This window comes from Brevibacterium sp., from assembly GCF_052105255.1.
Lineage (GTDB): Bacteria > Actinomycetota > Actinomycetes > Actinomycetales > Brevibacteriaceae > Brevibacterium > Brevibacterium linens_B.
Map to the genome: position 1 here is coordinate 1 of NZ_JBQDYQ010000052.1, position 20041 is coordinate 20041.

20 protein-coding genes and 1 tRNA gene are annotated in these 20041 nt (G+C 65.1%); 8 read left to right on the plus strand and 13 right to left on the minus strand.

All coding sequences use genetic code 11. The features are described from left to right. Positions 1 to 244 precede the first annotated feature (244 nt). Genes ACTIIH_RS12820 through ACTIIH_RS12830 form a run of 3 tightly spaced genes read left to right on the plus strand, consistent with a single transcriptional unit; the run spans position 245 to position 2350 of the window. Positions 245 to 1522, plus strand: a complete 1278-nt coding sequence (locus tag ACTIIH_RS12820; RefSeq protein ID WP_441452176.1) for an FAD-dependent oxidoreductase — start codon at positions 245 to 247, stop codon at positions 1520 to 1522. Next, the gene (locus ACTIIH_RS12825) at positions 1519 to 2088 is read left to right on the plus strand and encodes a GNAT family N-acetyltransferase (RefSeq protein WP_441452178.1); all 570 of its coding nucleotides are present in this window, start codon (positions 1519 to 1521) and stop codon (positions 2086 to 2088) included. Before ACTIIH_RS12820 ends, ACTIIH_RS12825 begins: the two co-directional genes overlap by 4 nt. A 10-nt stretch (positions 2089 to 2098) precedes the next feature. Further along, positions 2099 to 2350, plus strand: coding sequence for a PspC domain-containing protein (locus ACTIIH_RS12830; protein WP_441452180.1), 252 nt, complete (start codon positions 2099 to 2101; stop codon positions 2348 to 2350). Between the two features lie 191 nt (positions 2351 to 2541). Here ACTIIH_RS12830 and ACTIIH_RS12835 read toward each other — a convergent pair whose 3' ends face one another. The 3 genes from ACTIIH_RS12835 to ACTIIH_RS12845 all read right to left on the minus strand — a co-directional run bounded on the left by ACTIIH_RS12835 (position 2542) and on the right by ACTIIH_RS12845 (position 4399). Further along, entirely contained in the window at positions 2542 to 3021 is a 480-nt protein-coding gene (locus tag ACTIIH_RS12835; protein ID WP_441452182.1) for a hypothetical protein, read from the minus strand. Positions 3022 to 3245: 224 nt separating this feature from the next. Continuing rightward, positions 3246 to 3318, minus strand: a tRNA-Lys gene (locus ACTIIH_RS12840). A 142-nt stretch (positions 3319 to 3460) separates the two neighbouring features. After that, positions 3461 to 4399, minus strand: coding sequence for a hypothetical protein (locus ACTIIH_RS12845; protein WP_441452184.1), 939 nt, complete (start codon positions 4397 to 4399; stop codon positions 3461 to 3463). 175 nt (positions 4400 to 4574) lie between these two features. On the opposite strand from ACTIIH_RS12845, the gene ACTIIH_RS12850 reads away from it, so the two are divergent. From ACTIIH_RS12850 to ACTIIH_RS12860, 3 genes are all read left to right on the plus strand, one after another. After that, complete coding sequence (locus ACTIIH_RS12850; protein ID WP_441452186.1) at positions 4575 to 5162, plus strand: hypothetical protein; 588 nt, start codon at positions 4575 to 4577, stop codon at positions 5160 to 5162. A gap of 340 nt (positions 5163 to 5502) precedes the next feature. Beyond that, positions 5503 to 6123 (plus strand): DUF47 domain-containing protein, encoded by a 621-nt coding sequence (locus ACTIIH_RS12855; RefSeq protein WP_101543807.1) that lies wholly within the window; start codon positions 5503 to 5505, stop codon positions 6121 to 6123. Between the two features lie 3 nt (positions 6124 to 6126). Then, on the plus strand, positions 6127 to 7140 hold the full coding sequence (locus ACTIIH_RS12860; protein WP_441452188.1) for an anion permease: 1014 nt from the start codon (positions 6127 to 6129) through the stop codon (positions 7138 to 7140). 60 nt (positions 7141 to 7200) lie between these two features. On the opposite strand, the gene ACTIIH_RS12865 is transcribed toward ACTIIH_RS12860, so the two are convergent. Beyond that, entirely contained in the window at positions 7201 to 7671 is a 471-nt protein-coding gene (locus ACTIIH_RS12865) for a DUF4383 domain-containing protein (protein ID WP_441452190.1), read from the minus strand. A 125-nt stretch (positions 7672 to 7796) separates the two neighbouring features. Further along, complete coding sequence (locus ACTIIH_RS12870; RefSeq protein ID WP_441452191.1) at positions 7797 to 8357, minus strand: dihydrofolate reductase family protein; 561 nt, start codon at positions 8355 to 8357, stop codon at positions 7797 to 7799. A 127-nt stretch (positions 8358 to 8484) separates the two neighbouring features. On the opposite strand from ACTIIH_RS12870, the gene ACTIIH_RS12875 reads away from it, so the two are divergent. Beyond that, complete coding sequence (locus ACTIIH_RS12875) at positions 8485 to 9138, plus strand: winged helix-turn-helix transcriptional regulator (protein WP_441452193.1); 654 nt, start codon at positions 8485 to 8487, stop codon at positions 9136 to 9138. 178 nt (positions 9139 to 9316) lie between these two features. Here the strand turns inward: ACTIIH_RS12875 and pstB are convergent, their stop codons facing one another. The 8 genes from pstB to ACTIIH_RS12915 form a co-directional block, all read right to left on the minus strand. Continuing rightward, the gene (pstB, locus tag ACTIIH_RS12880) at positions 9317 to 10096 is read right to left on the minus strand and encodes a phosphate ABC transporter ATP-binding protein PstB (RefSeq protein WP_441452195.1); all 780 of its coding nucleotides are present in this window, start codon (positions 10094 to 10096) and stop codon (positions 9317 to 9319) included. A 55-nt stretch (positions 10097 to 10151) separates the two neighbouring features. Continuing rightward, the gene (gene pstA / locus ACTIIH_RS12885; protein WP_101554716.1) at positions 10152 to 11291 is read right to left on the minus strand and encodes a phosphate ABC transporter permease PstA; all 1140 of its coding nucleotides are present in this window, start codon (positions 11289 to 11291) and stop codon (positions 10152 to 10154) included. A gap of 14 nt (positions 11292 to 11305) precedes the next feature. Then, positions 11306 to 12196, minus strand: coding sequence for a phosphate ABC transporter permease subunit PstC (gene pstC / locus ACTIIH_RS12890; protein ID WP_441452211.1), 891 nt, complete (start codon positions 12194 to 12196; stop codon positions 11306 to 11308). Between the two features lie 244 nt (positions 12197 to 12440). Then, the gene (gene pstS / locus ACTIIH_RS12895; protein WP_441452213.1) at positions 12441 to 13541 is read right to left on the minus strand and encodes a phosphate ABC transporter substrate-binding protein PstS; all 1101 of its coding nucleotides are present in this window, start codon (positions 13539 to 13541) and stop codon (positions 12441 to 12443) included. A gap of 235 nt (positions 13542 to 13776) precedes the next feature. Beyond that, positions 13777 to 14751 carry an NUDIX hydrolase gene (locus tag ACTIIH_RS12900; protein WP_441452197.1) on the minus strand — a complete coding sequence of 325 codons (975 nt, stop codon included), beginning with the start codon at positions 14749 to 14751 and terminating at the stop codon, positions 13777 to 13779. Further along, positions 14748 to 16892, minus strand: a complete 2145-nt coding sequence (locus tag ACTIIH_RS12905) for an RNA degradosome polyphosphate kinase (protein WP_441452199.1) — start codon at positions 16890 to 16892, stop codon at positions 14748 to 14750. The genes ACTIIH_RS12900 and ACTIIH_RS12905 overlap by 4 nt, the downstream gene beginning before the upstream one ends. An 11-nt stretch (positions 16893 to 16903) precedes the next feature. Continuing rightward, positions 16904 to 17869 carry a mycothiol synthase gene (gene mshD / locus ACTIIH_RS12910; protein WP_441452201.1) on the minus strand — a complete coding sequence of 322 codons (966 nt, stop codon included), beginning with the start codon at positions 17867 to 17869 and terminating at the stop codon, positions 16904 to 16906. Continuing rightward, positions 17866 to 18762: a winged helix-turn-helix domain-containing protein gene (locus ACTIIH_RS12915; protein ID WP_441452202.1), complete on the minus strand. Its 897-nt coding sequence runs from the start codon at positions 18760 to 18762 to the stop codon at positions 17866 to 17868. Before ACTIIH_RS12915 ends, mshD begins: the two co-directional genes overlap by 4 nt. Positions 18763 to 18902: 140 nt before the next feature. On the opposite strand from ACTIIH_RS12915, the gene ACTIIH_RS12920 reads away from it, so the two are divergent. Beyond that, complete coding sequence (locus ACTIIH_RS12920; RefSeq protein WP_441452204.1) at positions 18903 to 19706, plus strand: ammonia permease; 804 nt, start codon at positions 18903 to 18905, stop codon at positions 19704 to 19706. The last annotated feature ends 335 nt before the right edge of the window (positions 19707 to 20041 follow it).

Consider the following 20041-nt stretch of genomic DNA (forward strand, 5'->3'; position numbering starts at 1 on the left):
AAGTGCTTGAGGCACCACCAGGTTCTACGCGCTCAAAATAGCTGAGGCACGTCGCGCTATTGCGTTCGCGTTTGGGTGCGCGGTATCCTGAACTCGACTTCTTGAACAAAGTTGAGTCCTTACGGATTCGGGCTGAGCTGGTAACTCAGCCACATATTTGATTAGAAAGCCTCCTGGTTGCAGCCGGGAGGCTTTTTACATGTCGCTACGCAGTCTTAAGTGAGAGCACCCCGAGGAGAGTGTCATGGCCGACACCGACAGCACGCGAGCCGCCCGACACGAAACTGAGCATTTCGACTGCATCATCAGCGGAGGCGGCCCCGCCGGAATCGTGGCCGGCCTGCTGCTGGCCCGTGGCGAGGTGAGAGTCGTCATTCTCGAGAAGCACGAGGACTTCTTCCGCGACTTCCGCGGCGACACCATCCATCCGTCCACTCTGCGCCTCCTCGACGAGCTGGGCCTCTATCATCGGTTCGCCCGAATCACCCACCGTCGAGTGAGCAATATCAGCCTCCAGGATCGGAACGGCGAGGATTTCGTCCTCGGCGACCTGTCGCGACTGAACACCGCGCACCCTTATATGACCATCGCCCCGCAGTGGGACTTCCTCAACCTGCTCGCCGAGGCGGGCGAGGACGAACCGGGATTCGACCTGCGGATGGGCACAGAGATGTCGTCCCTGAGCTGGGACGGCGACCGTGTCATCGGCGTCCGCGCGGTCGGGGCCGACGGCGAGACCGAATTCCGGGCCCCACTCGTCGTGGCCGCCGACGGCCGCTGGTCGAAGGCGCGGGAGGAGGCACGACTTCCGGTCCGCGAACTGCATTCCGGGATCGACGTGTGGTGGTTCCGGATCGACACCGAGGCGGAGCTTCCCGACTCCGTGGCACCCCGCTCACACGACGGCAGCGTCTTCGTTGCGATTCCGCGGGACGGGCACGTGCAGATCGCCCGGCTCATTCCGAAGGGTGATGACGCACGATTCAGGGCGGAGGGTGTCGAAGCGCTGCGCAACGCGGTAGCCGGAACCTTCCCAGCCCTCGCCGCGGATGTCGAAGGAATCGAGATGGACGAGGTGAAGCTGCTCGACGTGCGTCGAAATGAGGCACCGAGGTGGTTCGTCGACGGTCTGCTGTGCATCGGAGACGCGGTGCACGCGATGAGTCCACTCGGCGGAGTCGGCGTCAACCTCGCCGTCCAGGACGGCCTGGCCACGGCTCAGCTGCTTGCCGACTCGCTGCGCGCCGGCGAAGTGCCGATTCGGCAGCTGCGACGGGTCCAACGCAGACGCCTGTTGACGACGAAGGCCGTCGAACTGCTGCAGGGCGGCATCCACCGGATGATCGAACCCGTCGTCCACCACGGTGGCGACGTGCGCCCGCCGGCGCCGTTGGAATGGCTGCTGAGGACCTTCCCCGCGCTCACCGTGGTGCCGGCGCGTATCCTCGGCATGGGAATCACCGCAGAACACGCCCCGGATTTTGCGCGACGCGAGGAACCGGCATTCGAAGGAGCAGGATGAGCCAGATCCTCCAACTGCGCCCCTTGGCTCCCGCCGATGAAGCGGTGATGCGGGACTTCCATGAGCAGCTGCGGGCCGACGACTTCGCATTCCTCCAAGCCGAGGGCACGTGGGACGACATCATCGCCACCCACGAGCGCGAGGCCCGCGGAATCGATCTCCCACCGGGACGAGTGCGCGCGGAATTCCTCGTCGCCGAGGCGGACGGTCGCCCCGTCGGCCGCACCTCTATTCGTTACGAACTCAACGACTTCCTGTTCGATCTCGGCGGGCACGTCGGCTATGCGGTCGCCCCGGAGTTCCGTCGCCGAGGATACGCCCAGCAGATCCTGTCACGTTCGGTCGAACGTCTGCGCTCGGCCGGGGTCGAGAGCGTGCTCGTCACGTGCGATGTTACGAACATCGCCTCGGCAAGTGTGATCGAACGGTGCGGGGGAATCCTCGAGGACGTGCGCGGAAGCAGTGACGGACCGCCGAAGCGGCGTTACTGGATCGGCGCGGATTCCGGTTTTCCTCAATCGGCCTCGACGGTCAGCACTAGTGCCGCTGCGACGGCGGATCCGTAGAGTCGAAGACATGAATTCACTCTTCGACTCCATCCGCAAAATCGGTTTCCGTCGCGGTCCCGACCGCATCCTCGGTGGTATCGCCGGGGGCCTCGCCGAGGTGACCGGCATCAACGTCTGGATCATGCGGCTCATCGTCTTCGCCTCGTTCCTCCTCCCCGTGCTCGGAATCGGCGCTTACCTCGTCGCGTGGATCCTCACCCCGTGGCAGGACAATTCGATCCCGCTGCAGCAGGTCTTCGGCGGTCGCTCGATTCAGTGACTGCGGGTCGGCAGGTACTTCACTGACACTCTCGTCGGTGTAGACGACGTACTCATCGCAGCGCGCCGGTCAGGTGCTTCGACGTCTATGCCCGTGCCGAGGTCGCAGCCAACCACGGAGAGTTCCTCGGGCTCCTGGTGAAGATCGCCGGTGCGAAACGCGTCCTCGAATTCCGCACCCTGGAGCCGGAACTACCAGACCTGCGGCGATCTGCGGTAGTAGACGTCGACCGGATCCAGGTCGAACGTCGGAGCGTCGAAAAACGTCCAGATGAGGAGAACGATCGTGATGGGGAAGAGAGCGACGCCGAGGTAGCTCCACATGCCCCTCCAGAATCCGACGCGTCTGCCGCTGTGCTTGAGCGAGACGACTCCGCACAGCGCCTGGCCGGGGGAGACCGTGCAGCCGTAGAGGGCTCCGAACACCAGCGCCATCAGCGGATAGCTGGCGAGAGCAGCTCCGGTAGCAGCATCGAGCGAGATGATGTTGATCCCGGCGAGGGCAATGGCGACACCGACGACCGTGCCGGTGCAGAAGAGGACGAAGATCGCGTCGAGGATCCTCGCCCACCAGCGCCTGCCCGACGGCGCCGGAGTCAGCTGACCGCGGTTGCGCCAGGGCCCTGGGCCGTGGATGGCGAGCCCAGCCTGGGCGCGGTAGTTCGAACTCATTGTGTATATCCTTCTCGCTGCTGTCCGGTCGACGACTCCGACTCTATGCGGTCGCCGTCTGCAGGGGGTGCTCGTCAGGAAACATCCTGTGTCAGTCCCGGTACAGCCTCACTCGACTACCCGCGGTCGCAGGGAGAACTGAATCGTCTGTTGAAAATCTGCTGAAAATGACACACCCCCGAAGCGGTGAGCTTCGGGGGTGCATCATTCCTGTTCAGGCTGGGTGGGCCCCGTGGGGATCGAACCCACGACCCGCGGATTAAAAGTCCGCTGCTCTACCAACTGAGCTAGAGGCCCCGCCCCATCACAAGCGCAGGACACAGGCCTGCTGACGCATGATGGAGACGAACCAATAGTAGAGCTTCGCGGCCGAATTACTCAAACCAGGGCCTGCCGTCGAGAGGAGCCCGTCGACTCCGCCCCGGCGAAGCCCCGCGGCTCACTTCTCCAGTCCGCGCCGATCCTCAGCGGTGTACGTACGAGGCAGACCGTCCGGGGCCTCAAGCTCTTCGGGATCCGTGGGTTCGATGACCGAGGACTCGATCGCCTTGTTCTTCTTCAGCTTCCCGAGCAGCGCCGAAACGTATTTCAGATTCGACAGCAGCTTGTGATCCTTCTTCGGCGCAACGTATTCGGGGTCGGTCTCGATCGGGAAGATCGTCGGCGCGGCACCGAAGGCCTCCATCGACTCCGCTGCGACCTTGCGCGCCATCTGTCCGTTGACGATGGCACCGATGACGGCGCCGACTCCGAAGGGCAGCAGGCGTCCGACCAGCGAACCGCCGGCACGCGTGGCGAACTTGCGGATGAAGGTCTTGCGCAGCTTGCGCACCAGCAGATCGACCAGGGGAGCGGGCAGCTGCTTGGTCACGGTGGCACCCCAGCTGCCGAACATCGACTCCACGCCGCCGTTCTGCTTGCTGAACTTCTGGACGAGGTTCTTCCCGTCCTTGCCCAGCATCAGGCCGAGCACCAGGGCATTCGCCCGTTTGGCATCGGCGACCGGCAGTCCGTGGATCTCCGAGATCGCCTGCGCGAACAGCGCGGTTCCCTCCAGGAACCCAGCGGTCTCAACACCGGCGACACCCAGTGCCGCGGTCGTGCCCAGGCCAGGGACGGCAGCGGTCGCACCGACTGCGGCACCGCCCGAGGTCGTCAGGGTCAGATAGTGCCGACGAATGATCTTGATGAGCTCTTCGGGGGTCGCATCCGGATGCCGGCGGCGCAGACTGCGCACATATGCCAGCGCGACGGGCCGCTGCACGGACAGCAGACGCGACAACATCGACTGGGCGCGGGGATTGAGGGTGCCATCGTCATTGACTGCCAGCTTCGCAGCCTTGTCGAGGCCCTTCTTCGCCACTGATGATTTTGCCACGAGAGTTCCTCCTCGTTTCGGTCACTCGCGACTGCGGGTCGCAGACACGAATCTTCGGCCAGTTTAATAGCCCCCGTTGTGAGTCCGGGGAGCAGAAGCTGGCCGTGCGGCGAAAGCCCGAATGTGCTCCACGTCCTAGTCCCCGCATGCCCCGGGGGACTAGACTGCCCAGACCATGTCACAGCGCGCATTCCATCGTCCCGTTCCCCTGGCCGACCTCGATGCCGTCGGTGCCGCCGACGACCCCGTCGCCCGCTCGGAGACCTCGCACGCCACCGCGGCACTGCTCCTCGGTGATGCAGAAGGCAACCGCGACGAGGCGGCCACCAGGCGATTCGTCGAACTCGCCGATGACATCGGCTTCGAGATCATCGCCGAAATGTGGTCCGCCGCTCCCGCCGTCTCCGCGCCCGGCGCACTGTGGCGCCTCTACGCCCTGCGCCAGTGGATCAGAACCGCACCCCGCGAACTCTCCGAAATGTTCGCCGACGGACAACGCCGCATCACCGAAGGCATCGGCTACGACGAGATCCTCGCCGGAGTCGAACTGCCCGCCGGGCCCGACGAGGTGGCCCACGCGATCGATGAGATCCTCGTCGGGGCCTTCCGCGGCGACGTCGTCATCGCCTTGCTGCGGGCCGCCGCCTTCGTCGGCATCTGCGCATCCGGCACCGACGACCGCGACACCGCCGCCCGCCTGCGGCAGCTCTCCCAAGACCTCTCCGACGCCGCGGTCGCCCATCGCCGAGGCGGCCTCGACTGATCTTCGGTCCACAGGCGATTCATTCGCCGAGGCGGCCCCACCCGACCGAATGAGCGCGGTCCCCGTCGGGACCGGTTATCCCCACCCGACCACGTGATCGACTGTGAGATTCTCAACGGACGAAGAGCCGCCTCGGCGGTGGATTCATGAGCATGAACGAGTATCGTAGGGGGTGGCCTTCGGGCCACCGGACGCTGGATCGCTGAAGCCCCGGGCTCCAAATTCAGCCGCTTCGAGCGGCCTTCCGCCGAGAGGCGCTCTCGGTTCAGCGTCCGGCACATACCACCCAGGCACCATGCATATTCGTCCGGCTTGTCCGGGCCCCGGGCAGGAGGAGAGCATGCGGCTCAAGCGGGTACCGCAGGACAAGGTGTTCTATGAGCGGTTGTCCGATCTCGTCTCTCAGATGCGCCAGTGCAACCTGGTGCTCGCCGAACTCTCCGGAATCGAAATCAGCGAACGACGCGACGTCGCCGACCGCCTCCGCGAAATCGGGGACAGAGCCGATGAGGACATGGGCGCGATGCTCCGCGCACTGCGCGAGAACTACATCACCCCGTTCGACCGCAACGACCTTTACCTGCTCAGCCACCATATGCGCGATATCTGCCACCGGCTGCACGGAGTCGGTTACGTTCTCGCCTCCGGAGCCTTCGACCCGCTGCCCTCCGGCGTTCCCGAGACCCTGGCCGTGCTGTCGAATCAGACTGATCACACCTCGCGGATGATCACCCGGCTGCCGGGCAAGCTCGATCAGTGGGACTACGTCGACGCGATCAACCGGCTGACCTACCAGGTCGAGAGCCTGCAGTGGCGGATGTCGGACGCGGTGCCGAACTCTAAACGGGGACTGACCTATATGGCTGCCGTGTCCCAACTCGGGCAGGCCTTCGTCCGGGCCGCCCACGGGTTCACCGAACTCGGCAAGGTCGTCGCAGCCATCGCGATCAAGGAGTCGTAGTCCGTGGAGCTGCTCTTGGCGGCAGTCGTCATCGCCGCGGTGATCTTCGCCGGCTCGAACGGATTCCACGACGCCGCCCTGACCGTCGGCAACGCGGTCGTCGGACGGGCGATGCGTCCGGGCTGGGCGCTCAGCCTGGCCGTCATCTTCAACTTCATCGGCGCGCTCCTCGGTGAGGGAATCGCGATCGTCGTGGCCAACCAGATCGTGCTCTTCTCCGGTTCGGCCGACCTCATCCTCACCAGCCTCATCGTCGCTTTCGTGGCGGCGACGGCGTGGAGCCTGTTCACCTACTATCTGGCCCTGCCGGTGTCGTCGACTCACTGTCTCATCGGCGGCCTGCTCGGTGCGGGAATCGTCTTCGGCTTCTCCGTCAACGCCGAGCATGCGATGAACAACGTCGTGTGGCCGCTGGTGCTCTCACCCATCCTCGGTTTCATCCTCGCGTGGGTGCTCACGCTCGTCCTGTCGAAGTCACTCGCGTCCACCCCACCGAAGCCGTTGTTCCGGGGCGCACGCATGGTCGATTCGGTGCTCACCGCGTCTCTGTCGCTCGTCCACGGAGTCCAGGACGCGCAGAAGGTTGCGGCTTTGGTCATGGTCGGCATTCTCGCGGTCGACACTCAACCGCACGATGTCCTCTCCGTCGTCGAGATCTCCTGGCCGGTGCGCCTCCTCATCGCCGCGGCACTGGCTCTGGGTACCGGACTGAGCGGATGGCGAGTGGTCCAGACGCTGTCCGTGCGCATGGTCGGCCTCGACCCACTCAAATCCTCCATCGCCGATGGCGCGGCCGCGATCCTCATGTACACCGCAGCCCTGATCATGCGTGTTCCTGTGTCGTTGACCTTCGTGCTCGGCTCATCGATCCTCGGCACCCAATACGCCGGACGCAGAGGCCACGCCAGAGCGAGATACTTCCTGTCGATGTTCGGCGTCTGGCTGCTGACGATCCCGGCCGCCGCACTGTTGGCCGTGCTGCTCGGGTGGATCGTCAAGGCGGCCGCCGGGCTCTGAGCCCCTCAGCTGGAGCCCAGAGCCCGGCGACCGCCGACGACGGATCGATTCAGCGCGGGTTCACGGACGCGAGCGGCGACCGAACACGATGCCGGTCGTCACCATTGCCACCGCGAGCACGAAGTGCAGCCAGTTGTCAGCGGTGTTGAGCGGCACGAAGTTGCCCATCGATTCCATCGGCACGATGAGACCGTAGATCCACAGCACCGCATAGATGATGCCGCCGACGATGAGGTAGCTCTTCGCCAGTCCGCGCGATCGCAGAGCCAGCAGACCGACGACTCCGAAGAGCAGGTGGACGACATTGTGGAGCACGGAGACCTGGAAGATCCCCAGCAGTGCCGCTTCGGAATGATGCCCGGCGAACATGATGGTGTCGAAGTTCGCTGTGATTCCCGGAACGAAGCCCAAGATTCCGACCAGGAGGAACACGGCGCCGAAGACGCCGGCGACGAGTTGTGCCGGGGTGCGTCCGGCATGGGACTTCGCGAGCAGCGGCTCGGAATGAGAGGCGGAGTCTGGCGTGGTCATGACAGTCCTTTCGACGAGATGTTCTCTGTACTCGTCGATTCGGAACCGGGCCGTCGCCGGATGGGTGAGCGGGCAGAAAGTCTTCGCGGCAGGCACGCTCGGTGCCGTTCCGGGGCGCCGTGAGGTCAGTCTGCGAACGGACCGTAGGTGGCCAGCAGGTTGCCCTTGCTGGTGCGTTGCACGTCTGTGAGAGTCAATCTCGTCGTCGTTCCTCCCTCGAAGAGGGACCTTCCGCTGCCGGCGACGACCGGGTGGATGGCCACGGTCAGTTCGTCGACGAGGTTCGCTTCGACGAGCTGCCGGACGATCGACATCGACCCTTCGACGGCGACCTTGCCGCCAGCGCCGGCTTTGAGGTCGCGAGCGAAGTCAACGAGGTCGCCCTGAATGAGAGTCGAGTTCTCCCACCGGAGGTCGGCCTGCGACAGCGTTGTCGAGGCGATGTGCTTGGGAGTCGAGTTGATGAAGTCGGCGAACGGTGCGTCCTCGCCTTCTGTGTGGTTCGGCCAGTAGCCCTCCCACTCCTGATAGGTGACACGGCCGAGAATGCAGTCGTCGACTCCTCCGATGGCAGTGGTCATCCACTCGCCCATCTCTTGGTCGAAGGAGTCGAATTGGAAGTTGAACGGATCGGATGCGATCCCGTCGAGTGACTGGAACAGTGCGGCGATGACGGTGCGGGGCATGGTGATCTCCTCATTGAGTGCGGTGTGGGCCGTTGAGTTTCGTGCGGGCCTGGCCCTCGTCGTCCACAACAGTTCAAAAAGTGAACTGTAGTTTTAATAGTGAACTTCAATTGCTAAGCTGTTAACCATGAAATCGTACGGACAGTACTGCGGGCTGGCTCGGGCAGCCGAGGTGTTGGGGGAGCGGTGGTCACTCATCCTCCTCCGCGATCTCCTCGTCGGTCCGAAGCGCTTTAACGACCTTCGGCAGGGAAACCCCGGCATCCCCTCGAACCTCCTGACCACGCGACTGCGCGAACTCGAATCTGCCGAGATCGTCGAACGCCGCATCGATGGGCGCAGCGTCGTCTATCGCCTCAGCGACTACGGATCGGATCTCGGTCCGGTGCTCATCGAGCTCGGCCGCTGGGGCTCACGCCGCATGGACGCACCGCGGGAAGGCGAGATCCCGACAGACAGTTCCTTGGCGGCCGCGCTTCTCACCTCTCGAACCGAGGTTGAAGTGCGCCCGTTCAGTGTCGAAGTGACGGCAGGCCCGGCAGTCGCTCACGCTGAGGTGAACGAGTCGGGAGTGAGCGTGGGCGAAGGCGCCGATCCGGCCGCTCAGCTCTTCATCGGTGGGCCTGGCCTGCGTGGACTCCTCGCCGACGGCGACGCGGAGGCGGCCGTGGCGGCAGAAACTGTGACGGTCGACGGTGACGATTCCCTGGTGCCCGAATTCGTTCGTGCTTTCCGTGCTCCCCTCGATGACAGCGTCGGCGACGCACCGCTCGAGATCTGAACAGTCCGAGCGGCCTGCCTCGCCTTTCGATGACATGGCGAAGGGCAGGACGCTTCCAGTCAGGCGCCTCCGGCGAGAGACCTGACCACGGACCTTCAGCCGACAGGGAGTCCAGCCAACGACACAGCCCCGGCGTACCCACTCAAGGGTTCGCCGGGGCGTTCGCCGCGCGGTCAGATCATCCGAAGCGACCGGAGATGTAGTTCTCGGTCTCTTCCTTGTCCGGGTTCGAGAAGATCGTCGAGGTCTCGCTGAACTCGATGAGCTTTCCGGGTTTGCCGGTGCCGGCGATGTTGAAGAACGCGGTCTTGTCGGACACGCGAGCGGCCTGCTGCATGTTGTGCGTGACGATGACGACCGTGTACTTGTCCTTGAGGTCGTTGATGAGATCCTCGATCGCCAGGGTCGAAATCGGGTCGAGGGCCGAGCACGGTTCGTCCATGAGCAGGACCTCGGGCTCGACGGCGATGGCACGAGCGATGCACAGACGCTGCTGCTGACCGCCGGAGAGACCCGAACCGGGCAGGTTGAGGCGGTCCTTGACCTCGTTCCACAGATTCGCACCGCGCAGGGCGCGCTCGGTGAGATCGTCGGCTTCGGTCTTCGACAGGCGCTTGTTGTTCAGACGCACGCCGGCGAGCACGTTCTCCTTGATGCTCATCGTCGGGAACGGGTTCGCCCGCTGGAACACCATGCCCACCTCGCGGCGGACGTTGACCGGGTCGACGCCGGCGCCGTAGATGTCAGTGCCGTCCATGAGGACCTCACCGGTGACGCTGGCGCCGGGGATGACTTCGTGCATGCGGTTGAGCGTGCGCAGCACTGTGGACTTGCCGCAGCCGGAGGGGCCGATGAAGGCGGTGACGGAGCGCGGCTTGATCTGCATCTCCACTCCGTCGACGGCGCGGAAGTCGCCGTAGAAGATGTCGAGATCCTTGATGTCGATCTGCTTGGACATTGTGTTTCCTATCCGTGGAAATGGGTGAGTCTGGAAGTCTGCGGGCAGTCGCCGGTCAGCGGCCGGCCTTCGGCGCGAGCACCTTCGCGATGATGCGGGCGAGCAGGTTGAGCACCATGACCAGGGCGACGAGCACGAGGGCTGCTGCCCAAGCGCGTTCCGAGCTGGCCAGGGCGGCGGCTCCCGGGGAGACCGGGCGCAGCTGCGAGTCGTAGATGAACGTCGGCAGCGTCGACATCCAACCGGAGAAGAGGTTCCAGTTGAGTGTCTTCGCGAACCCGGCGGTGACCATGATGGGGGCGGTCTCACCGATGACGCGGGCGATGGCGATGGTGACACCGGAGAGGATTCCCGACACCGAGGTGGGCAGAACGATCTTCACGATCGTCTTCCACTTCGGCACGCCCAGAGCGTAGGAGGCCTCGCGCAGGTCCATCGGCACCAGGCGGAGGATCTCCTCCGTATTGCGCACGACGATCGGAATCATCAGCACCGACAGCGCCACCGCCGCAGTGAAGCCGGTCTTCGCGCTGCCGACGGAGTCCGGTGAGAAGAATCCGGCGATGGTCGAGAACAGAGCGAAGGCGAAGAGACCGGCGACGATCGAGGGGATGCCGGTCATCACATCGACGAGGAAAGTGATCGCCTTGCCCAGGCGGTTCTTGCCGGCGTATTCGACGAGGTAGATGGCGGTGAGGACGCCGATGGGGATCGAGATGATGCAGGCGGCGAGCGTGATGAGCACGGTGCCGACGATGGCGTGATAGAAACCACCGGCCAGAGAGGCCTCACCGGCGACGTACTGCTGGTCGAGGACGCCCTTCATCCCGAGCATGGTGCGGGTGAGCAGATCGCCGCTGATGGCGGACCCGCCCTTGGACACCGTCAGCCACAGCAGCGATGCGAGGGGAACACATGCGAGGACGAACGTCGAGGTGACGACGGTGGTCGCGATCCGATCGACGGCCTTGCGGCGACCTTCGTAGGACGCGGAGACCGCAAAGACGGCGACCGCGTTGATGAGTCCGGCGAGGACGGCCACGACGGGGATGTTGAAGCCGCCGAACGCGATGAAACTGATGACGATCGCAACAAGGATCGACGCGATGGCGACGATCCACGGGGTCGCCTTCGGCAGCTGTTTGGAGGTCAGCTTCGCGGGTTTCGAAGCAGCCGCCTCGGTGGTGGTGTTCATGGTGGTCATTGGTCTCAACTTCCCTTCACCGAGGTGCGGGCGACGATCGCGCGGGCTCCCATGTTCACCAACAGGGTGATGACGAAGAGCACGAGGCCGACCGTGATGAGTTCGGACAGGCGCAGACCCGCGGCCTCGGGGAAGTTCTGCGCGATCTCGGAGGCGATGGTCTGGTTGCCGCTGACGACGAGCGACGCGGTGAGGACGCCGGGTGAGAGGATCATGGCCACGGCCATGGTTTCGCCGAGCGCGCGTCCGAGCCCGAGCATGGTGGCCGAGACGATGCCGGACTTGCCGAAGGGCAGCACGGCCATGCGGATCATCTCCCAGCGGGTGGCGCCGAGTGCCAGGGCCGCCTCTTCCTGCAGCCGCGGGGTCTGGAGGAAGATCTCGCGCGTGAGGGAGGTGATGATCGGCAGGATCATGATCGAGAGCACGAGCGAGGCGGTGAGTATCGTGCGCCCGGTCTGCGACACCGACCCGTCCGCCCCGGGAGCGAAGATCGGAATCCAGCCGAACCAGGTCGACAGCCACAGATAGAAGCCGGTGAGGTTGCCGGCCAGGGCGATGCCCCACAGACCGTAGACGACCGAGGGGATGGCCGCGAGCAGGTCGATGACGTACCCGAGCATCGGGGCGATCCTGCGCGGGGCCATGTGCGTGGTGAACAACGCGATGCCGAGAGCGAAGGGAGTGGCAACGAGCAGTGCGATGGCTGCGGAGATGAGCGTGCCGATGACCAGCGGCCAGACGTAGGAGAAGAAGCCCTTGCCGCCCGTGATCTGTGAGGGATCGCTGATCTGGGCGGCGATGGTGTCCTTCGACTGCGCCAGAAGGAACAGGGCGACTCCGGCGAGGATCACCAGGATCAGAATGCCGGCGATGAGTGTGGCGGCGGAGAAGATGCGGTCGCCGGGCCGGACGACGACCTTCTGCTGCCGAGAGGCGGGGCTCTGCGGCGGCTTCTGCCCGGACTCGGACGTGGAGCCCGGCGCTGTGGGGCCCGACTCAGTGGTCTGTGTGCTGATCGGCACAAGTACTCCTCATGTGACTTGTGGTGAAACCGGGACGGTTCCACAGGCGCGGAAAAGCGGCGCAGGGATTCTGCGCCGCTCCCGACTGGCTATTTCTCCAGGTCAGAGGCTGAAATCAGCCTTCGACCTTGATCGAGTCGATGACTTCTTCGATCTGCGTGCGCAGGTCGTCCGACAGAGGTGCGGATCCGGCGGAATCGGCGGCGGACTTCTGTCCCTCTTCCGAGACCACGAACTTCTCCCACGCCTTGACCATGTCCACGGTCTCCTGGTCCTTGTAGGACGAGCAGACGAGGTGGTAGGACACGAGGACGATCGGGTAGGCGCCGGACTCGGTGGTGTCGCGAGCCAGGTCGAAGGCGAGGTCGCCTTCGCTGCGGCCTTCGACCTTCTCGGAGGCGTCGACGACCTTCGAGGCGGCTTCCGGGGAGAGTTCGACGAATTCCTCGCCGACCTTGACCTTGGCGGTGGAGAGCTCACCGACGGCCGAGGCATCCGCGTAGCCGATGGCTCCGTCGGTGTCCGAGACGGTCTGGATGACACCGTCGGTGCCCTGAGCGGCCTCGCCGCCGTACTCCTTGGGGAAATTGCCGTCGACCTCGGCGTCCCAGTCCTTCTCGGCGGTGGCCTTGAGGTACTCGGTGAAGTTCTCCGTGGTGCCCGAGTCGTCGGCGCGGTGGACAGCCGTGATCTTGAGATCAGGCAGGTCGGCGTCCGGGTTGTCGGCCTTGATGGCCTCGTCGTTCCAGTTCGTGACGTCGCCCTTGAAGATCTTCGCGATCGTTGCGGGGGAGAGGTTGAGCTCATCGACTCCCTCGACGTTGAAAGTCACGGCGATAGGGGAGATGTAGACGGGGAACTCGTAGGCTCCGTCGGCGCCGCAGGATTCCTCTCCGGCCTTGACCTCGTCGTCGTCGAGGTGGGCGTCGGAACCGGCGAACTGCGCGTTGCCCGCGAGGAACTGTTCACGACCGGCACCCGATCCGTCGGGAGAGTAGTTGACGGTCACACCGGAGTTCTGCGAGGTGAAGTCCGCTGTCCAGGCATCCATGGCGGCCTTCTGCGAGGAGGCGCCGATGCCGGTCAGGGTGCCCTGCAGGTCGCTGTTGCCGCCGGAGGCCTCTTCACCGGTTGCGGACTGACCGCCGCAGGCCGAGAGGGTGATGGCGCCGACCGCGAGGATCGCAGCGGAGGGGGCGAGATGCTTCATCTTCACGAAGATGCCTTTCATGTTTGTGGACACAGCTCGAGAGTTCTCGATTGCTCGTCATCCACGCTAAAGAGCACGCGTGAAGTGCAAGGAGTGTGAACATGAATGGGAAGTGAATGAGCGGAGAAGGGTTGGAGCCGCCGTGAGTGCTCGATCACAGGCCGTATCAGTTTCATGAAAGGATCATTGTCGGGACCGGCAGTCCTTCACCGAGGCGGCCCGCCGTGGCTGCGAACTCCGATCAGCTGTCGATGGGGCGGACGCGTTCGATCTCGACGATGCGGGGCACCGGCCCGGGACGCACATAGGCGACGAGGACCTCGCCGGGTTTGAGGTACGGATCGTCCTTCGGCAGCTTGGCGACAACGCGTTTCGGGGCGTGAGCGGCGTAGACGGCAAAGATCGTCGGCAGCACCGGCCGGTGCGTGCAGTAGATGACGGGTTTGCCCTTCGCCAGCAGCTTCTCGATATAGCGGGCGGTCTTGTCCGGGTTCGCAGCGGTCGCCTTCTCGCTGAGCGTCGACACCTTCTTGATCGACTTGCCCGTCGCCGCCGACAGCGGAGCCAGCGTCGCCATGCACCTCTTCCACGGACTCGAGACGAGCTTGCGGACGCCCCAGGCTCCCAGCAGTCCGGTCAGCGCCATGGCCTGTCGGGTGCCGAGTTTCAGCAGCGGCCGCACATGCTCGGTCTCGTACCACTTCGCCCGCGGGAACGCCTTCCCATGGCGGACGAGGATGAGCGGCCAGGCCCGCAGAGCATCCGTCTGCGCGAACTTCTCGAGCGCGTCGAGCTGCTCCCGATCCGCGAACGACGTCAGCTTCGCACGCGCCCGGTCGACGGGGAACCAGCCGGCAGTGTCGACCTCCCGCTTGTTGACCGGGGCGAAGGCGGACTCGTCCTTGACCTCGGCCGACCAGTAGAAGACCTTCTTCTGCGTGTTCTTGCCGACCGTGTATTCGGCGGAGGGGAGAGGAATGCCGAGGTGGATGTCGAACCCCGTCTCCTCCTTGACCTCGCGGATCGCGGCCTCCGGCAGGGTCTCTCCCGGATCGACCTTGCCCTTCGGCCATGACCAGTCGTTGTATTTCGGGCGGTGGATGAGCACCACCTCGAGACCTTTCGGTCCGTGTCTCCAGCAGACAGCCCCGGCGGCCAGGACATCGGCGGTGACGCGCGATGATGCCTGTGCCGAGGCGACCTCGGACCGGCTCACGCCTCATCTCCGATTCGCCGACGCTTCCGGTGCCGACGGATGAGCTCCGACTGATAGTCGGCGAGGATGCTGCCCTCGTCGTCGTGGGTCCGCCGCGTCCATCTGCCGTCGCCGGCCAGATCGAACGCCGAGGTGGTCGGGGCGAAGGCGAGATCGAAGAGTTCGATGATCTCGGCCCGGTGCCCGTCATCGACGATCTGCACGAGCGCTTCGACCCGGCGGTCGAGGTTGCGGTGCATCATATCGGCCGATCCGATGTAGACGATCGAGTCGCCGTTGTTGCCGAAGACGAAGGCGCGCGAGTGTTCGAGGAAGCGTCCGAGCACGGAACGCACGGTGATGTTCTCGCTCAGGCCCTCGATGCCCGGGCGCAGAGCGCAGATTCCGCGGACGAAGACTTCGACGGCGACCCCAGCCTGGGATGCCCGGTAGAGGGCGTCGATGATGGCTTCGTCGACGATCGAGTTGACCTTGATCCGCACCTGCCCCGCTCCGCCGGACTGTGCGATCGCGATCTCGGAGTCGATGAGGTCGATGAGTCCGGTGCGCACAGTGCTGGGAGCGACGAGGAACCGTGAGTATTCGGACTTCGGCGCATAGCCGGAGAGCTGGTTGAACAGCTTCGTCAGATCATCGGCGACGGCCCGATCGCGGGTGAGCAGCCCGAAGTCCTCATAGCCGCGGGCGGTCTTCGGGTGGTAGTTGCCGGTGCCGACATGGCAGTACCGGGCCAGACCGTCAGCCTCCTGACGGACGACGAGGGAGAGCTTCGCATGGGTCTTGAGCCCGACGATTCCGTAGACGACGTGGACGCCGGCGCGCTCGAGCTTGCGAGCCCAGGTGATATTGGCCTCCTCGTCGAACCGGGCCTTGATCTCGACGACGGCGAGCACCTGGATGCCGGCCTGAGCTGCATCGACGAGGGCGTCGATGATCGGCGAATCCCCGGAGGTGCGGTAGAGCGTCTGCTTGATCGCCAGCACGTTCTTGTCCGACGCCGCCTGTTCGAGGAAGGCCTGCACGCTCGTGGAGAACGAATCGTAGGGGTGGTGCAGGAGGATGTCTCGGTTGGCCACCGCGTCGAAGACGTCGACCTGGTCGCTGGACTCCCGCAGCGACAGGTCCTTGTTCATCTGCGGAACCATCTTCGGATAGTGCAGATCATCGCGCGGGACATCGGCGATATCGGACATGCCGGACAGGTCCAGCGGACTGGGCAGGTGGTAGATCTCCGAGTCGTGGATGCCCAATTCGTCCTTGAGCATCTCGAGGACACGGGGGTGGATGTTCTCTGTGATCTCCATCCGCACGGCCGGACCGAAACGCCTGCGCAGCAGCTCCTTCTCCAGAGCCTTGAGCAGGTTCTCCGCATCGTCCTCTTCGACCTCGAGGTCCTCATTGCGGGTGACGCGGAAGGTCGAATGGTGGACGATCTCCATGCCGTCGAACAGAGTCCCGAGGTGTTCGGCGATGATGTCCTCGAGGGCGACGAAGCGGGCCGGGACGTCGCGTCCGGCGGGTCGGTCGGTCGCCTCGGCGACATTGAAGAACCGCGGCAGGCGCGGGGGAACCTTGACGCGGGCGAAGAACTCCTTGCCCGTCTCCGGCGACCGCAGGAGCACGCCGAGGTTGAGCGAGAGACCCGAGATATATGGGAACGGGTGGGCCGGATCGACGGCCAGCGGGGTGAGGACGGGATAGACGTGGCCGAAGAAGAATTCGTCGACGCGGTGCCGCTCATCATCGGTGAGGTCCTCGACCTGGACCTTCGTGATCGATTCCGCGTCGAGGCGGGGACCGATATCGTCCTTGAGCAGGGCGGCATGCCGGCTCATCAGCTCGAATGCGCGCACACCGATATCGTGCATAACCTGCGCCGGCATGCGCCCGGTGACGCTGGGCACGGCCAGACCAGTGTTGATGCGGCGTTTGAGGCCGGCGACGCGGACCATGAAGAACTCGTCGAGGTTGGTCGCGAAGATCGAGAGGAACCGGACACGTTCGAGCAGCGGGATCTCCGGATCCGAGGCGAGGTCGAGGACGCGTTCGTTGAAGGCCAGCCAGCTGAGTTCGCGATCGAGGAAGCGATCCGCCGGGTCGGGCAGTCCCAGCTCATTCCCTGACGCTGCGATGTCGTACAACGATCTGCTCCTTACTCGCTCGAGGCCGTGCTCGCCGAATCAGTGCCGGTGACCTCGGTGGAGGCCGGTGCATAGGCCACGTGCGCGACCGCGACGTGGAATCCCAGCCGCTCGTACAAGCCTAGCGCCGGGGCGTTGTCCGATTCGACGTAGAGTTCGATCGTCTCGGCACCGGCGGCCACCATCCGCCGCATTCCCTCGACCGTCAGCGCCTTGCCCACGCCCTTGGCATGGATGCGCGGATCGACGCCGACGACATAGACCTCGCCGAGGCGACCCTGGTCATCCGTGTCCGTGATCTTCGTCTGATGGAAGCCGATGACTTCGCCGCCGCGGGCGGCGATGACGAAAGTGTTCGGGTCGAAGTCCGCAGGCGTCACGACGGCGTCGATATCGGCCCGGGTCTGGCCGCCCTGTTCGGGGTGCCAGTCGAATGCGGAGTTGTTCACGGCCAGCCAGCCGTCCTCGTCACCGGGGGCGAAGGACCGGATCTCGACCCCGTCGGGACTCCGAGTCTCGGGGAGGGCGTCGAGGCTCAGCCCGGTGTCCGTGCGCATCTGATAGAGCACCCGGTCACGGCCCAGACCGTACTTCTGCGCGAGGTGGGCCGCAGCCGGATGGTCCCCGTGCGACCAGCACCAGGCTTCGGGCTCTTCGTCGAGGATCGTTCTCAGCAGCCGCTCACCGAACCCCTGGCCGCGGTGGTCGGGGGCGATGAGGAACTCTGCGGCGTGACGATCGCCCTGCAGGGCCCGGATCCCGAAGCCGATGAGAGTCTCACCGTCGAACACGCGCCACATGCTCGACGCGGTCTGCGCCTCGTGGGCGGTGTCCTCGCCGGTGGCGACGGCCATGAGCCCGCCGGAGATCTCCGGGGCACCGTCGGCGGCCGCCACGTCCTCGAGGAACGTCAGCTCATCCTCGGTGAGGGGGTCGATCGAAGTGGAGGCGATTGCTCCGCTGGCCTGGATTCTCATGCCGTCTCGTCCTCTGAATCTGTGTCTGTGACGCTGTCGGCGCTGAAGCGGTAACCGACGTTGCGCACGGTGTGGATGGCGTTCTCAAGGTCTTTGCCGAGTTTCGCACGGAGGCGGCGAACATGCACGTCAACGGTGCGAGTGCCGCCGAAGTAGTCATCGCCCCACACCGCGAGCAGGATGTCGTCGCGGGTGAAGACGCGTTCGGGGTGCATGGCGAAGAACTTCAGCAGAGCGAATTCTCGGTAGGTCAGATCGAGACTGCGTCCGCCGAGCTCGGCGGTGAACGCCGTCTCGTCGATGCGGAGGTCTCCTGTGACGACGACCATCGGCTCGCCGTCGGCGTTCAACAGTTCCTCGTCCGCGTCGCCGAGGCGGCCGGACGATCCGAATCCGCTCTCTCTGGACGTGCCGACGGTCCCGCGGCCGGTGCGCACCGGCCCCCAGCTCCCGGCGCCGCCCTTCGCTCCGGCACGCCCGGCCCCGGCATGCATACCGCCAGGGAAGCCGCCGCCGGCGTGGGCGGCCGATGAAGTGATGTGACGATCACGAGCCACGCGCAGCCGCGCTTCCACCTCGGCGGGGCCGGCCGTGGTGAGGATGAGGTCGGCCACGTGCCATTTCGCCGAGGCGGTGGCGAGTCCGCCCTCTCCGAGGACGACGATGACGGGGGCGGTGAGCCGCGCTTCGGCGAGGAGTTCGGCGATGCGCGGGGCCAGGGACAGATCGAGACAGGCGTCGACGATGACGACGTCGACCGCAGCGGAGTCGGTCCGACGGCCGGGCAGATCCTCAACGCCGCACCGGTCGATTCGGTGGCCGAGGTACTGCAGGGATTCGGGAGCCAGGGGAGCGTCGAGCCTGGCCGTGGGACAGATGTGCAGAATCCGCATGTGCTGCATCCACCTCCTCGGCGCCCGTCTTCTGAGCCCGTCGTCTGAGGAAGATTATAGCGATGCCCTGGCCGGTGCTGCTCCGACGCGCAACCACCGGTGGTTACCGTGGCTGTCATCGGATAGGGCACGATAGTGCTGTGATCAGATGGATTCGAGTAGCCGTCGCCCTGGTGTTGGTGTCGGCCATCAGCGCCTCCGTGTACTGGGGCTATACGCTCTTCCTGCTGGCGACCGGGCTCATCGTCTTCGGCGTCGCCTACGGTTGGCCGCGCCTGACGGACTCCCCGCAGCCGCGGGCGACCTCGATCATGCTCGCCCTCTTCGGCGTCGGCGGACTCTACGCCGCCTGGCAGGACTCAACGGCTCCCTACCTCGACTGGCTGCCCGTGCTCGCGGGACTCGGTCTGCTGTGGACCTTCGTGCAGAACCTCACCCGCGGAATCGGCGCCTCCTATGCGGTGGCGAACGTGTCCGCGCAGGTCTCCGGCCTCGTCATCGTCCTGTCGGCGAGCACCTGGGTCGCGGCGATCACGGTTCCCGGTGACAAGGAGGCCATCGTCATCGGCCTTGCCTCGCTCATCGTGGCGCAGTGCATGACCGCGCTGCCGTGGCCGGCGATCTACACGTCGCCGCTGGCCATCGCCATGTCCACGGCCGTGGCGGGGATCCTGTCGGTGCTCGTGTTCGCACCGGCGCTCTCCCTCGCCACGGCGCTCATCCTCGGCGTCGTCATGGGTCTGCTCGTCGCGGCGGTCGATCGGATGCTCGGGCTCGTCGCCTATGCGAAGTTCCAAGCCGCCAACCTCGAGGCCTCGCAGAACATCGAGGTGAAGAAGAACGTCGAGAAGGCTCGCAGCTTCGCCGTTCAGCTCGCCCTCGGTGCCGCTCCGATCGCTCTCGGCGGAGTCGTCGTCTACGTGATCGAACGCGTCGCTTCCTGACCTGCGCGTCGCTGCACGACCGCGTTTCGCGGCGGTGCACGACCGGGTTTCGCGGCGGTGCACGACCGGGGTTCGCGTCGTCAAGCTGAATGCACATCACTTCGTCAGGAACTGTAGACTGGGAGTATGGAAAATCTTGTTGCTCTCGAAATCGTCTTCTCCAGCCTCGTCGGCATCGCCGCTCTCGGCGCCCTGGGCGTCGGAGTCAAGGTCGTCACAGCGCTGTTCAAAGACAACCGCTGATCCCTGATGGTGATCGAACTCGATGACTCGGTCCATTCCGAGCTCGTCCCGCTGTCCTGGCTGATCGGGTCGTGGGAAGGCGTCGGTGTCGT